At 67.5% G+C, this 14,053-nt stretch carries 16 protein-coding genes; 10 read left to right on the forward strand and 6 right to left on the reverse strand.

What is annotated here, in order from left to right; all coding sequences use genetic code 11:
• Positions 1–7: 7 nt before the first annotated feature.
• Together J0J01_RS22705 and J0J01_RS22710 are read left to right on the forward strand one after the other, a co-directional pair.
• Positions 8–1,639 carry a 3-(methylthio)propionyl-CoA ligase gene (locus tag J0J01_RS22705; RefSeq protein WP_296384845.1) on the forward strand — a complete coding sequence of 544 codons (1,632 nt, stop codon included), beginning with the start codon at positions 8–10 and terminating at the stop codon, positions 1,637–1,639.
• A 104-nt stretch (positions 1,640–1,743) separates the two neighbouring features.
• Positions 1,744–2,145 (forward strand): hypothetical protein, encoded by a 402-nt coding sequence (locus J0J01_RS22710; protein WP_296384847.1) that lies wholly within the window; start codon positions 1,744–1,746, stop codon positions 2,143–2,145.
• On the opposite strand, the gene J0J01_RS22715 is transcribed toward J0J01_RS22710, so the two are convergent.
• Positions 2,091–2,981, reverse strand: coding sequence for a DMT family transporter (locus J0J01_RS22715; RefSeq protein ID WP_296384849.1), 891 nt, complete (start codon positions 2,979–2,981; stop codon positions 2,091–2,093). The genes J0J01_RS22710 and J0J01_RS22715 overlap by 55 nt on opposite strands.
• 11 nt (positions 2,982–2,992) lie before the next feature.
• Positions 2,993–3,391 (reverse strand): RidA family protein, encoded by a 399-nt coding sequence (locus J0J01_RS22720; protein ID WP_296384851.1) that lies wholly within the window; start codon positions 3,389–3,391, stop codon positions 2,993–2,995.
• A 70-nt stretch (positions 3,392–3,461) separates the two neighbouring features.
• Between J0J01_RS22720 and J0J01_RS22725 the strand changes: the two genes are divergently transcribed.
• Genes J0J01_RS22725 through J0J01_RS22735 form a run of 3 tightly spaced genes read left to right on the forward strand, consistent with a single transcriptional unit; the run spans position 3,462 to position 5,794 of the window.
• Positions 3,462–4,154: a YafY family protein gene (locus J0J01_RS22725; RefSeq protein WP_296384853.1), complete on the forward strand. Its 693-nt coding sequence runs from the start codon at positions 3,462–3,464 to the stop codon at positions 4,152–4,154.
• A gap of 9 nt (positions 4,155–4,163) precedes the next feature.
• Complete coding sequence (locus J0J01_RS22730) at positions 4,164–5,048, forward strand: TauD/TfdA family dioxygenase (RefSeq protein ID WP_296384856.1); 885 nt, start codon at positions 4,164–4,166, stop codon at positions 5,046–5,048.
• 8 nt (positions 5,049–5,056) lie between these two features.
• Complete coding sequence (locus tag J0J01_RS22735; RefSeq protein ID WP_296384858.1) at positions 5,057–5,794, forward strand: MBL fold metallo-hydrolase; 738 nt, start codon at positions 5,057–5,059, stop codon at positions 5,792–5,794.
• A gap of 1 nt (position 5,795) precedes the next feature.
• On the opposite strand, the gene J0J01_RS22740 is transcribed toward J0J01_RS22735, so the two are convergent.
• Both J0J01_RS22740 and J0J01_RS22745 read right to left on the reverse strand, forming a co-directional pair.
• Complete coding sequence (locus tag J0J01_RS22740) at positions 5,796–6,353, reverse strand: dihydrofolate reductase (RefSeq protein WP_296384860.1); 558 nt, start codon at positions 6,351–6,353, stop codon at positions 5,796–5,798.
• Between the two features lie 4 nt (positions 6,354–6,357).
• Positions 6,358–6,771, reverse strand: coding sequence for a DUF1761 domain-containing protein (locus J0J01_RS22745; RefSeq protein ID WP_296384861.1), 414 nt, complete (start codon positions 6,769–6,771; stop codon positions 6,358–6,360).
• A 159-nt stretch (positions 6,772–6,930) separates the two neighbouring features.
• Here J0J01_RS22745 and J0J01_RS22750 point away from each other — a divergent pair, with 159 nt between their 5' ends.
• Together J0J01_RS22750 and J0J01_RS22755 are read left to right on the forward strand one after the other, a co-directional pair.
• Entirely contained in the window at positions 6,931–8,316 is a 1,386-nt protein-coding gene (locus J0J01_RS22750) for an amidase (RefSeq protein ID WP_296384863.1), read from the forward strand.
• Positions 8,313–8,564 carry a hypothetical protein gene (locus J0J01_RS22755; RefSeq protein ID WP_296384865.1) on the forward strand — a complete coding sequence of 84 codons (252 nt, stop codon included), beginning with the start codon at positions 8,313–8,315 and terminating at the stop codon, positions 8,562–8,564. The genes J0J01_RS22750 and J0J01_RS22755 overlap by 4 nt, the downstream gene beginning before the upstream one ends.
• On the opposite strand, the gene J0J01_RS22760 is transcribed toward J0J01_RS22755, so the two are convergent.
• Positions 8,565–9,545: a tripartite tricarboxylate transporter substrate binding protein gene (locus J0J01_RS22760; RefSeq protein WP_296384867.1), complete on the reverse strand. Its 981-nt coding sequence runs from the start codon at positions 9,543–9,545 to the stop codon at positions 8,565–8,567.
• A gap of 179 nt (positions 9,546–9,724) precedes the next feature.
• On the opposite strand from J0J01_RS22760, the gene J0J01_RS22765 reads away from it, so the two are divergent.
• The 3 genes from J0J01_RS22765 to J0J01_RS22775 all read left to right on the forward strand — a co-directional run bounded on the left by J0J01_RS22765 (position 9,725) and on the right by J0J01_RS22775 (position 13,607).
• Positions 9,725–11,821, forward strand: coding sequence for a 3-hydroxyacyl-CoA dehydrogenase NAD-binding domain-containing protein (locus tag J0J01_RS22765; protein ID WP_296384869.1), 2,097 nt, complete (start codon positions 9,725–9,727; stop codon positions 11,819–11,821).
• A gap of 102 nt (positions 11,822–11,923) precedes the next feature.
• Positions 11,924–13,114, forward strand: coding sequence for an acetyl-CoA C-acyltransferase (locus J0J01_RS22770; RefSeq protein ID WP_296384870.1), 1,191 nt, complete (start codon positions 11,924–11,926; stop codon positions 13,112–13,114).
• A gap of 1 nt (position 13,115) precedes the next feature.
• A complete protein-coding gene (locus J0J01_RS22775) occupies positions 13,116–13,607 on the forward strand; it encodes a hypothetical protein (RefSeq protein ID WP_296384872.1) in 492 nt (163 codons plus the stop codon).
• Here the strand turns inward: J0J01_RS22775 and J0J01_RS22780 are convergent.
• A complete protein-coding gene (locus J0J01_RS22780; RefSeq protein WP_296384874.1) occupies positions 13,604–14,047 on the reverse strand; it encodes a MarR family winged helix-turn-helix transcriptional regulator in 444 nt (147 codons plus the stop codon). The genes J0J01_RS22775 and J0J01_RS22780 overlap by 4 nt on opposite strands.
• Positions 14,048–14,053: the final 6 nt, after the last annotated feature.

Here is a 14,053-nt window from a genome sequence, read left to right on the forward strand (position 1 = left end):
AAACGCCATGCTCGGCCTGATGCAAGACCGCCCGCTGCTGATCTCGCAGATCATCGATTTCGCCGCCCGCTACTACCCGAAAGTCGAGATCGTGACCCGCACGGTCGAAGGGCCGATCCATCGCTACGGCTACCGGGACGCGGCCAAGCGCGCCAAGCAGATCGCCGAGGCGCTGCAGGGCCTGGGCATCAAGCACGGCGACCGGGTCGGCACGCTCGCCTGGAACACCCACCGCCACTTCGAGCTCTATTTCGGCATCTCCGGCCTCGGCGCCGTGCTGCACACCATCAACCCGCGGCTGGCGCCCGAGCACGTGGCCTACATCGCCAACCATGCCGAGGACCAGGTCATCTTCGTGGACCTCAACCTGCTGCCGATCGTCGAGGGCGTGTGGGGCAACCTGAAGACGGTGAAGCATGTCGTGGTCATGACCGACCGCGCCCACATGCCCGCCGCGAGCAAGATCCCGAACCTGCTATGCTACGAGGAGCTGATCGCCGACAAGCCCGGCACCTTGAAGTGGCCCGACTTCGACGAGAAGACCGCCTCGTCGCTCTGCTACACCTCGGGCACGACCGGCAACCCGAAGGGCGTGCTCTACTCGCACCGCTCGACCGTCATCCATTCGATGATGATGTGCTCGGGGCCCGTACTGGCGTTGACGCCCAACGATGCCATCCTGCCGGTGGTGCCGATGTTCCACGCCAATGCCTGGGGCCTCGTTTATGCCGCGCCGATATGCGGCACCAAGCTGGTGTTCCCCGGGCCCAAGCTCGACGGCGCCAGCATCTACGAGCTGCTCGACAAGGAGCAGGTGACGCTGTCGGCCGGCGTGCCGACGGTGTGGCTCGCCCTGCTCGAGTACTGCGCCCAGAACAAGCTCAAGATGTCGTCGGTCAAGCGCAGCCTGATCGGCGGTTCGGCGGTGCCCTACGCCATGATCGAGCGCTTCTGGAAGGAGCACCAGATCGAGGTCGCCCAGGGCTGGGGCATGACCGAGATGAGCCCGCTCGGCACGCTGACCCGCTTCAACAAGGGCGAGCGCGAGCTGCCCGATGCCGACCGCTTCGCGATCACCGCCAAGCAGGGCCGGCCGGTGTTCGGCTGCGAGATGAAGATCATCGACGATGCCGGCAACGACCTGCCCGAGGACGGCAGCATCTCCGGCAACATGGTGGTGCGCGGCTCGTGGATAGTGAAGGGCTACATGAAGGGCGACGGCCAGAGCCAGTTCCTCGAGGACGACTGGTTCATGACCGGCGACGTCTGCAAGATCGAGGACGACGGCTCGGTGGTGATCACCGACCGCTCGAAGGACGTGATCAAGTCGGGCGGCGAGTGGATCAGCTCGATCGACCTCGAGAACGCGGCGATGGGCTGCCCCGGCGTCGCCGAAGCGGCGGTGATCGGCGTCGCCCATCCCAAGTGGGACGAGCGGCCGCTGCTGATCGTCGTCAAGCGGCCCGAGGCCAACGTCACCAAGGACGACCTGCTGAAGTACCTCAACGGCAAGATCGCCAAGTGGTGGATGCCCGACGACGTTCAGTTCATCGACGCCATCCCGCACGGCGCCACCGGCAAGATCCTCAAGACCGAGCTGCGCAAGCAGTTCCAGGGCTACAAGCTGCCGACGGCCTGATTCATTCGGACCGCGGACCTCCTGGTCCGCGGTCCAATGCTGCTGACACGACGCTGTCAGCAGCCCTTCCCTAGGCTCGGGCGTTCCTTCAACGGAGGTGCGCCATGGCCACGCAGCGAGTCGATCATACCGAAATGGAATGGGCGTCGGCGGTGCCGTTCTACGGCCCGGCTGCGGTCCAGGACGGCCGCGACATCGTCCAGCTCAAGGTGCTGAGCGACCGCCGCCCGGACGGCGGCGGCATCGCCTGGCTGGTCCGCTTCACGCCGCCGCCGGGCAAGCTGATCAAGATCGTTGCCACCGCGCTCAGCGACGAGCACGTCTTCAACCTGCAGGGCGGCCGCGCCACCAAGAGCGGCCAGCCGGCGGCCGGATCGGGCGGCTACAGCCTCAACCCCAAGGGTCAGCCGCACAGCGCCATGATCGCGCAGGAGACCGTGGCGCTGGTCGTCTATGCCGGCGAGCCCGACCGCGTCGAGTCCATGGAGCTGGTCGATATGGCGTGAGGCGCCAGCATGTCGATGATCACGGCTGCGAGAACGACGATGCCGCCGATCAGGGTAAGCGTCGCCGGCTGCTCGGAGAAGGCGAGCCATACCCAGAGCGTGCCGAGCGGCGTCTGCAGAACGCCGAGCAGCGCGCCGCGCGTCGCCGACACCAGCGGTGTGCCGACGGCAAGCAGCAGCAAGCCCAGGCCGAACTGGCTCGTGCCGAACAGGGCGAGCAGGCCGAGGTTGCCGGCATCGACCTGCAATGGCGAAGCGAACGGCCATACGATCAGCGCGCACAGGAAGGCCGAGCCGCAGACCGCCGGCACCATGCTGATGCCCTGCTTGCGCCGGATCAGCACGATCACCAGCGATATCAGGGTCGCCATGACGAAGGCGAGCGCATCGCCCGCGACTTGGCCGTGCGCGATCGCCGGTCCGGCCATGATCGCCATGCCGGCGAAAGCCGCCGCCGTCGCGCCGAGCGTGAACAGGCTCTCGCGCTCGCCCAAGATCGCCCAGGCGAGCGCCGCGGTGATGAAGGGAATCGCGGCGTCGATCACCAGCACGTCGGCAATGGCGGTCAGGCGCATCGCATTCAGGAAGCACACCGTCGCCACCGCCGAGCAGATCGCGACCGCCCCGCCCTCCCAGCCCATGGCGCGGATCGAACGCCACAGGCGGCCGCGCTCCTGGAGCACGACCACGACAGCGAGGAAGCTGCCGCCGAACAGGCCGCGCCAGAACAGCAGCGTCCAAGCGTCGACCTGGATCAGCCGCGTGAACAGGCCTGCGGTCGAATAAACCGCTCCCGATGCGACCAGCAACAATGTCCCGAGCCAGACCCTGTTCATCGGACCGCCGCTCATCGCACCAGCGCCACGCAGTCGAACTCGATGTCGAACGGGCCGAACCAGCCGCCCGGGCAGAAAAAGGTCCGCGCCGGCTTATGCGTCCCGAAATACTCCGCGTAGATCGCGTTGACGGTCGCGAAGTAGCTCGGGTTCGAGCAGTAGACCGTGCACTTGACCACGCGGTCGAGGCCCGAGCCCGCAGCCTCCAGGCAGCTCTTGAGATGCTCGAGCGAGCGGCGCGCCTGCTGGTCGATCGGCAGGATGTCGTAGCCGCCGGTCTCGGGTTTCACCGGCGGCATGCCGGAGACGAAGACCCACTCTCCCGCCCGCACGACGGCCGAGGCGGGCACGGCATTGCGTTCGGCGAACTTGGCCAGCGCGGGGACGGTCGGCTTGACGATCTCGATCATGGGACGCTCCCGAAAAGTGGATGCCCCCAACCTAGAAACCGTCTCCTGACAGCGTTATGTCAGCAGTGACATGCCCCGTTCGGACCGCCTTTTCGACATCATCCAGGCCCTGCGCCAGGCCAGGAAGCCGATGACCGCCGCGGCCTTGGCCGAGGCGCTCGAGGTCACGCCGCGCACGGTCTATCGCGACATCGCCACCCTGCAGGCGCGTCGCGTGCCGATCGAGGGCGCGGCCGGCGTCGGCTACGTCCTGCGCAAGGGCTTCGACCTGCCGCCGCTGATGTTCACCATCGACGAGGTCGAGGCGATCGCCGTCGGCGCCCGGCTGCTCAAGCGGGTCAAGGATCCGGCCCTGCAGCAGGCCGCCGAGGCGGTACTGGCCAAGGTGAGCGTGGTGGTGCCCGAGCGCCTGCGGCCGCACGTCGCCGACGCCCATGTCTACGTCTCGCCCGGCATGGCGGCCGAGGCGCCGGGCGCCGACCTGGCCGAAATCCGCGCCGCGATCCGCGACAGCCGCAAGCTCTATATCGGCTATGCCGACGAGCAGGGCCGGCGCACCAACCGGGTGATCTGGCCGATCGCCATGGCCTACTACGTCGACGCCACCCTGGTCGGCGCCTGGTGCGAACTGCGGACCGACTACCGGAATTTCCGGATCGAGCGCATCCAGTCCACCAAGGTGCTGCGCGACAAGTTCGACCAGCAGGGCGGAAAGCTGTTTCGCGAGTGGTCGGCGCTCCCCAAGCACGGGCCGGGAGGCTAAAATCACGCCATGGACATCCAACCGATCGATCCCGTCAACCGCCCGTTCTTCGCCGGCGAAGTCTCCGGCGTCGACTGGCGCAAGGTGCCGTCGCCCGCCGAGGCCGAGGCCGTCCATCGCGGCATGGACCAGTTCGGCGTCCTGGTGTTCCGCGACCAGGACATCAACGACGAGCATCAGGTCGCCTTCAGCCGCGCGCTGGGGCCGCTCGAGACGGCGACCGGCGACATCGCCAAGCCGGAAGAGCGGCGGCTCAGCATGGACGTCAACGACATCTCCAACGTCGACAAGGACAACAAGGTGGTGGCGCGCGACGACCGCCGCCGGTTGTTCGGGCTGGGCAACCAGCTCTGGCACTCCGACAGCTCATTCAAGGATGTGCCGGCCAAGTATTCGATATTGTCGGCGCGGATTATTCCGGGAGAAGGCGGCAACACCGAGTTTGCCGACATGCGCGCGGCCTACGACTCGCTCGACGAGGCGACCAAGCGCGAGGTGCGCGACCTGGTCTGCCGCCACAGCCAGATCTTTTCGCGCGGCATCCTGGGCTTCACCGACTTCACCGACGACGAGCGGGTGAAGTGGGCGCCGGTGCGCCAGCGCCTGGTGCGCCGCCATCCGCGCAGCGGCCGGCTGTCGCTCTACCTGTCGAGCCATGCCGGCGAGATCGAGGGCTGGCCGGTGCCCGAGGCGCGCGCCTTCCTGCGCGACCTCAACGAGCACGCGACCCAGCGGGCGTTCGTCTACGCCCATGTCTGGCGGCCGCACGACATCGTCATGTGGGACAACCGCGCCACCATGCATCGCGCCCGGCGCTACGACCACACCCAGGTCCGCGACCTGCACCGCACGACGCTGACCAACGAGGTGTCGAGCCTGGAACAGGCGCCCTAGCTTCGGCGATGAAGCTGCAGTTCCTCGGCTCCGGCGATGCCTTCGGCAGCGGCGGGCGGTTCAACACCTGTTTCCATCTGACGCGCCAGCAGCACGGCAACGTGCTGATCGATTGCGGCGCCTCGTCGATGGTGGCGATCCGCAAATGGAGCGTCGATCCCAACGTCGTCTCGACCGTGCTGGTGAGCCATCTGCACGGCGACCATTTCGGCGGCTTGCCCTTCTTCCTGCTCGATGCCCAGCTCGTCAGCCGCCGCACCGCGCCGCTGACGCTGGCTGGCCCACCCGGCTTCGAGGCGCGGCTGATGACGATCATGGAGGCGATGTTCGCGGGCTCGACCAAGGTCGAGCGCAAGTTCACGACCACCATCCGCGAGCTCGCGCTGCACGAGCGCGTCTGTTTCGACGGCCTGCAGGTCACGCCCTACGAGATGAAGCATTACAGCGGTGCGCCGTCCTACGCGCTGCGCGTCGAGACCGAGGGCAAGGTACTGACCTATTCCGGCGACACCGAATGGGTCGAGGAGCTGATCCCGGCCGGGCGCGACGCCGACCTGTTCATCTGCGAGGCCTACTTCTTCGACAAGGTCATGAAGTACCACATCGACTACACGACCCTGACGAAGCGCCTCGGCGACATCCGGCCCAAACGCACCATCGTCACCCACATGAGCGCCGAGCTGCTCGGCCGCCAGAGCGAGATCGCCCTCGAAGCCGCGCACGACGGACTGGTCGTCGAGTTCTAGTCTAGCCCTTCACCCATTCCTCGACGCGGCAGTTCGCGGCGGCGTCGAGCATGCGCGTGCCCTTGAGGACCAGGCCGGCCTGGGTCATCACCTCTTCCGCCGTCGTGGTCGTGCCGACGCCCGGGAAGACCGGCCGGCCTCTTGGCACGCTGGCCTCGGTCCTGGTCAGGTAGAAGACGTCGTAGCCGATCGTCAGGAACAGGCCGAACGTGTCGGTGCCGCCCACCACCGCCGCCACGCCGCCGTCGAGGCCGAGCCGCGCCCATGCCTCGTCGAACGGCGCGGTCGCAGGGTTCCACAGGATCGCATTGGGATTGTCGGGATCGGGCGCGAGGAGGTCGACCCGGCGCGTCAGCACGAGGCGCCGCCGCTCCTTCTCCCTGGGGCCGCCCTCGGCCGAATGGCGACCGTTGACGACCGCCGACGCCCTGTCGACCGAGCCTTGGTAGAACTCGTGGTCGGCCGGGATCTTGATCGCCTCGGGGAAGTGACCGTCGGAGGTGGCGATCATCCCCTCCTTCGATATGACGGCGTAGCCTTCGATGCGCGGTCGTTTCATGCCTCTAGACACCCATCGCGCCGATCACGGCGCCCTGGATAACGACGACACCCAGCCAATGGATGCTATCGATCACCGACAGGCTGTACTTGCGCCCGGGATAGGCGTTGTTGACGAACACCGTGGTAGCGATGAAGCCCAGCCACAGGAACAGCCCGGAGATGATGCCGTTCTTCACGGTCACCTGCCCCGGCCCGAGATGGCCGAGCGTGCCGGCCAGCACCCACGCCATGACGACCAGCGCCACGAAAGAGATGACGAAGGGTGCGGGCGAGCGGCCGATCCGCATCTGCTCCTTGGCGATGCCGACCGCGGACAGCCATTGCTTGGACAAAGTCGTGTAGTAGGCTGCGCCCCAGACGAAACCCGCGGCCGCAGCCAGGATGATCGCAAGATAGTTCAGGCCGGCGAATACCATGGGCGTCCCTCCTCATGCTTGCTAGAGCGGTTTCCGGTCCGTTGGAAGCGTTCGCGCTTCCAACGGACCGGAAACGCGCGCACGGGTGATACTGGCTACACACGGCATATTCCGTCCGGCTGATTACAGCCGGACGGAATATGCTTTAGGCTACCAGACATGATCCCGTACGCCGACTACAAGCCGCTGACCTTCCACGATGCCGCCCACCGCTTCACCGACGGCAACGACAGCCCGCGCGCCTATCTCGAGCGCTGCCTCGAGACCATCGCCGCACGCGAGCCGGTGGTGAAGGCCTTCACCGCGATGAACGAAGCAGGCGCCCGCGCCACCGCCGACGCCAGCACCGAGCGCTGGAAGGCCGGCAAGCCGCTGTCGTCGATCGACGGCATGCCGATCGCGATCAAGGACCTGCTCGAGACCAAGGACATGCCCACCGAGATGGGCTGCGCGGCGATGAAGGGCAACTTCCCCAAACGCGACAACGCCGCGGTATGGGCGCTGCGCCAGGCCGGCGCCGTGATCCTCGCCAAGACGGTGACGGCGGAGCTCGGCGGCTCGCATCCCGGGGCGACCACCAACCCGTTCGATTCCAAGCGCACGCCGGGCGGCTCGTCGTCGGGCTCGGCGGCGGCGGTCGGCGCCAACATGGTGCCGGCGGCGATCGGCACGCAGGTCGGCGGCTCGATCATCCGGCCCGCCGCCTATTGCGGCAACTTCGCGCTCAAGCCGACGCAGGGCGGCATCAATCGCGGCGAACGGCTGGCGACCAGCATGAGCACACACGGCCCGCACGCCAATTCCCTCGAGGATATGTGGCAGGTCGCGATCGAGGCCGCCAAGCGCTGCGGCGGCGACCGCGGCGCGCTCGGCCTGATGGGTCCCGACACGCTGCCGGCCGCGATCCGGCCCAACCGGCTGATCGTGCTCGAGACCGAGGGCTGGCCCGAGGTCGATGCCGCGACCAAGGCGGGCTTCGCCAAGGTGCTGGGCCGGCTCGAGGAAGCCGGCGTTACCCCGATCCGTCGCGGCGACCATCCGTTCGTCGAGGCGCTGGAGAAGGCCATCGCCAACGCCCGCGCGGTGTGCAACGGCATCACGAGCTGGGAGAACCGCTGGTACCAGCGCGGCATGCTCGACGCCGCGCCCGACGGCCTCAGCGAGCGCGCCAAGGCGACCCTGCTCCGGGCCGAGGCGATGACGCCCGACCAGTACCGCACCAACCTGCTCGCCCGTCAGGCGGCGCAGGCCACCCACGCCGCCGTCGCTTCGCTCGCCGATGCCGCGATCACGCTGGCCTGCCCCGGCCCCGCGCCGATCTGGGAGGGCGACAAGCCCGGCCAGCCGCTGGCGTCGCGGCCGACCGGCGACTTCGTGTTCAACGCGCCGTCCTCGATGCTGTTCGCGCCGGTGGTCACCGTGCCGCTGATGAGCGTCGGCGGCATGCCGGTCGGCGTGCAGGTCATGGGCCAGCAGCACGAGGACGCACGCATGACCGGCATCGCCCGCTGGCTCGCCGACACGGTCAAGCGGGTGTCGTCATGAAGCGGCTGCTGGCGCTCCTGCTGCTCGCCGCCACGCCGGCCTTCGCGGCGTCCGCCGGAGAGGTGACGGTCCTGCGCGGCACCGCGGCGCCACCGACGCCGTGGTACGAGCCTCCGGTCCCGCCGCCGCAGCCGGTCGTGATCTATCAGCCGACGATCTATCCGCCGCTCTTCTATCACGTGCCGCGCGTCGTCGGACCGGGGCGGCAGCACCGCAGCCCCGACGGCTGGCCTCTGTTCCGCCGCTGACTATTCCGGCTTGATGCCGAGCGCGACGATCAGCGGGATGACGGCGCTCTTCAGGTACTCGTAGTCCGCCATCACCTCTTCGTGGTTCAGCGGCTTCTCGGTGAGGCCGAAGCTTTCCATCATCTTCTTGCCGGGCACCGAATCGGCCGCCGCGACCCAGAGGTCGGACATGCGCTTGACGATCTCCTTCGGCGTCGCCGCCGGCGCGCCCAGCGCCAGCCAGCCGCGCACCGTGAGCGCGGGGTCGTCGAAGCCCTGCTCCATCGAGGTCGGAACGTCGGGCAGCTTGACGTAGCGCACCTTGGACGGCGCCACGATCGGCCGCACCTCCTGCTTGACCAGCAGCGAGTTCATCGCCTGCGGGCTGCCCATCGCGGCCTGGAGCTGGCCGGCGCCCATGTCCTGCCACATCGGCGTCTCGCCCTTGTAGGTCACGACCTCGATCGACAGCCCGTATTTCTCGTTGAGGCGCTGCGCGAAGATGTGCGACGAGGAGCCGAGCGCCCACGAGCCCCAGTTGATCTTCTGGCCCTTGGCCCAGGCGATGAACGACCTGAGGTCCTTGACCTCCTCCGGCGTCGACTTGTGCACGACCACCGGCAGCACGCCCGACGAGGTGCCCGACACGATCGTGTAGTCCTTGTCCGGGTCGAAGCCGAGCTGCTTGAACATCACCCGGTTCTGGACGAGCGTGCTCGAGACCGAATGCAGGAAGGTGTAGCCGTCGGCCGGCGCGCGGGCGACCAGCGCCGCGCCGATGTTGCCCGAGGCGCCGGGCTTGTTGTCGATGACGACCTGCTGGCCGGTCGCCTGCTGGACGTGCTGGCCGAACGCGCGGGCGATGCCGTCGGTCAGGCCGCCGGCCGGGAAATTGACGACGATGGTGATCGGCTTGTTGGGCCACGTCCCCTGTGCCCGCACGATCGACGGCGCCGCCAGGACCATTCCGGCTCCCAGCACCGCACGACGCTTGATCGACATCCTCATGTCCTCCCCAGAACTTTTCGCGCGCCGCTGCATAGCGGCTGCATCCCGGGCCGGCTAGGCTGTGCATATACACACGTCTCCGCAAAGCGAAACCATCGGTCGCTGGGCGGGGGCGCTCGGGATTGGTAAGACCGACAGCTTCAAAGCCCGTCATCATCAAGGGAAGAAACGTCATGTCCGACGCAGTGCTTCGCTCCACGCAGGGGCGCATCGGCATCCTCACCGTCAACAATCCGCCGGTGAACGCGCTGGCGGCGGCCGTGCGTAACGGCATCAAGGAAGGTATCGAGGCGTTCGGCGCCGATCCCAACATCGATGCCATCGTTCTGATCGGCGGCGGCCGCACCTTCATCGCCGGCGCCGACATCCGCGAGTTCGGCAAGCCGCCGTCGGGCGCCAACCTGAACGACGTCATCGCCACGATGGAGAACTGCCCCAAGATCGTGGTCGCAGCGCTGCACGGCACGCCGCTCGGCGGCGGCCTCGAGACCGCGCTCGGCGCGCACTATCGCGTCGCCCTGCCCTCGACGCGTGTCGGCCTGCCCGAGGTCCATCTCGGCATCCTGCCGGGCGCCGGCGGCACCCAGCGCCTGCCGCGCCTCACGGGCGCGAAGTACGCGCTTGATGCCATCATCTCGGGCCGCCACATCCCGGCGGCCGAGGCCAAGAGCAAGGGCATCATCGATGCGCTGGTCGAGGGCGACGACCTGCTGGCCGGCGCCGTGGCACACGCCCAGATGCTGGTGGCGCAGAACGCGCCGCGCCGTCGCGTGCGCGATCTCGCGGCGACGCTGGAATCGCCCGACCTGTTCAAGGAGACCGAGAAGGCGATCGCCCGCCGCGCCCGCGGCTTCAAGGCGCCGTGGAGCATCATCAAGTGCGTGCAGGCCGCCGTCGAGCTGCCGTTCGACGAGGGCATGAAGCGCGAGCGCGAGCTGTTCGTCGAGCTGCTGACCTCGCAGGAGTCGGCGGCGCAGCGCTATTACTTCTTCGCCGAGCGCGAGGCGGCCAAGGTGCTCGACGTGCCGGCCGACACGCCGCAGCGGCCGGTCAAGACGGCCGGCATCGTCGGCGCTGGCACGATGGGCGGCGGCATCGCCATGAACTTCGCCAATGCCGGCATTCCGGTGACGCTCCTCGAAGTGAAGCAGGACGCGCTCGACCGCGGGCTGAAGACCATCCGCACCAACTACGAGAACACCGCCAAGCGTGGCGGCATGAAAGCCGAGGACGTCGAGAAGCGCATGGCGCTAATCAAGCCGACCCTCTCCTACGACGACCTCAAGGATGCCGACGTCATCATCGAGGCGGTGTTCGAGACCATGGAAGTGAAGGAAGGCGTGTTCAAGCAGCTCGACGCCGTCGCCAAGCCCGGCGCGGTCCTGGCGACCAACACCTCGGGCCTCGACGTCAACCAGATCGCCGCTTACACCAAGCGGCCGGGCGACGTGATCGGCATGCACTTCTTCTCGCCGGCCAACGTCATGAAGCTGCTCGAGAACGTGCGCGGCAAGGCGACCGAGAAGGACGTCATCGCCACCGTGATGTCGCTCAGCAAGAAGATCGGCAAGATCCCGGTGCTGGTCGGTGTCTGCGAGGGCTTCGTCGGCAACCGCATGCTGCGCCAGCGCGGCGTGCAGTCGGCCTACATGATGGAGGAAGGCGCCCTGCCGCAGCAGATCGACAAGGTCGTCTACGACTACGGCTTCCCGATGGGCCCGTTCGCGATGAGCGATCTCGCCGGCAACGACGTCGGCTGGCGCATCCGCCAGGGCAAGAAGGAGAAGGAAAAGCGCAACGTGCGCTACACCGGCTACGTCGCCGACGCGATCTGCGAGCTCGGCCGCTTCGGCCAGAAGACCGGCGCGGGCTACTACAAGTACAACCTGCCCGACCGCACGCCGATCCCCGATCCCGAGGTCGAAAAGATCATCGAGGAGACCTCGAAGAAGCTCGGCATCACCCGCCGCGCCATCTCCGACCAGGAGATCCTGGAGCGCGCGCTCTACCCGATGGTCAACGAGGGCGCCAAGATCCTCGAGGAAGGCATGGCCCAGCGCGCGCTCGACATCGACGTGATCTGGGTCAACGGCTACGGCTGGCCGGTCTATCGCGGCGGCCCGATGTGGTGGGCCGACAACGTCGTCGGGCTGAAGACCATCCACGACGCCCTGCTGAAGTACCGCGACGCCTCCGGCGACCCGTTCTGGGAGCCGGCACCGCTGCTCAAGAAGCTGGTGCAGGACGGCAAGAAGTTCTCTAGCGTCTGACATCAACTGTGGGGCTTTCCCCCTTCGGGCCACCTCCCCCGTCTGACGGGGAAGGCCGGGAGGGGGAAGGCATCAACAAAGTTTTCTGAGGAGGAAGTTAAAATGGCTGACGCCGTCATCGTATCGACCGCCCGCACGCCGATCGGCAGGGCATTCCGAGGCGCCTTCAACGACACGCATGCGGCCGAGATGGGCGCGCACGTCATCAAGCATGCCGCCGAGCGCGCCAAGGTCGAGCTCGGCGAGATCGAGGACGTGATCCTGGGCTGCGCCGCGCCGGAGGGCACCCAGGGCTCCAACCTCGCGCGCGTCGCGGCGATGCGCGCCGGCGCGCCGGTCTCGGTGTCCGGCGTGACCGTGAACCGCTTCTGCTCGTCGGGCCTGCAGACCATCGCCATGGCCGCCCAGCGCGTGCTGGTCGACAAGGTGCCGGTGATGCTGGCCGGCGGCCTCGAGTCCGTCTCGCTGATCCAGTCGCCGCCGGGCGGCAACAAGCACCGCCTGGTCAATCCGTGGGTGCAGGAGCACGTGCCCGGCATCTACCACAGCATGATCCAGACAGCCGACACGGTGGCCGAGCGCTACAAGATCAGCCGCGAGTACCAGGACGAATACTCGGTGCAGAGCCAGCTCCGCACCGCGGCGGGCCAGCAGGCCGGCAAGTTCGACGACGAGATCGTGCCGATGGAGACCGAGATGGTCGTCACCGACAAGGCGACCGGCGAGACCTCGCGCAAGAAGGTCAAGCTCGCCAAGGACGAAGGCAACCGTCCCGACACCAACATGGCGGGCCTCAGCAAGCTCGAGCCGGTGCGCGGCCCGGACAAGTGGATCACCGCCGGCAACGCCAGCCAGCTCTCCGACGGCGCCTCGGCCGCGGTGGTGATGAGCGACGCCGAAGCCGCCAAGCGCGGCCTCAAGCCGCTCGGCATCTACAAGGGCCTGGTCGTCGCCGGATGCGAGCCCGACGAGATGGGCATCGGCCCGGTCTATGCCGTGCCGAAGCTCTTGAAGCGCTTCGGGCTGAAGATGGACGACATCGACCTGTGGGAGTTGAACGAGGCCTTCGCCGTCCAGGTGCTGTACTGCCGCGACAAGCTCGGCATCCCCAACGAGAAGCTGAACGTCAACGGCGGCTCAATCTCGATCGGCCATCCCTTCGGCATGACCGGCGCGCGCTGCACCGGCCACGCCCTGATCGAGGGCCGCCGCCGCAAGGCCAAGAACGTCGTGGTGACGATGTGCATCGGCGGCGGCATGGGCGCCGCCGGCCTGTTCGAGGTCGTGCAGTAGCATGCCGCGCCGGAGTGCTTCGTCCGTCGGCGCGCCATCAGCGGGCGCGACGACGGACGGCACGACGCACATCCTGCGTGCCTCACTGAAGCCTAAGCTCTATCGCGACGTCGAAATCGACAGTACAGCCTCGTTGTCGGCCCTAGCCGAGGCGATCATCGCCGCCTTCGAGTTCGACTTCGACCATGCGTTCGGCTTCTACAGCAAGCTCGATAGCAACTATCACTCGTCGCCGCAGAAGTACGAGCTGTTCGCCGACATGGAGAGTGGCACCAGCGACGCCGGCAGTGTGGCGCAGACGCCGGTGTCGAGGGCATTCGCAAAGGTCGGGAAGAAGATGTTGTTCTTGTTCGACTATGGCGACGAGTGGCGCTTCCAGGTCGAGTTGCTCAAGCTTGGCAGCAAGGCACCAGGACGGCGCTACCCCCGACTGCTCGTCGCCTCGGGCGATGCACCCGCGCAATACCCCGACACGGACCAGGACCAGGACTAGGACAAAGCCCGCAAACCCGCGCGTAATCCCTCGATGTCGGACGGCACCAGCCGATCGACTTCCGCATGCGAATGCCGCCAGATCGGCAACGCCGCTTTCAGCTTCGTCTTTCCTTTTGCCGTCAGCACCAGCAATCGCCCGCGCCGGTCGGCCGGATCGACGATGCTCTCGACCAGCCCTTCCCGCTCCAGCGGCTTGAGGTTGGCGGTCAGCGTCGTGCGGTCCATGCCGAGCAGCGACGCAACCTCGCCGACCGTCGCCGGCTCGGGCCGGTTGAGCGACATCAGCAGCGAGAACTGGCCGCTGGTCAGCCCGACCGGCCGCAGCGCCTCGTCGAAGCGACGCGCAAGCGCCCGCGCCGCGCGCTGGGCGGCGAAGCACAAGCAATGATCGTGCACGTGCTTGGTCGTGGCAAAGGACACGGATTTGCCTTTTGACATCGCGAC

It is taken from the genome of Reyranella sp. (genome assembly GCF_017305915.1).
GTDB lineage: Bacteria > Pseudomonadota > Alphaproteobacteria > Reyranellales > Reyranellaceae > Reyranella.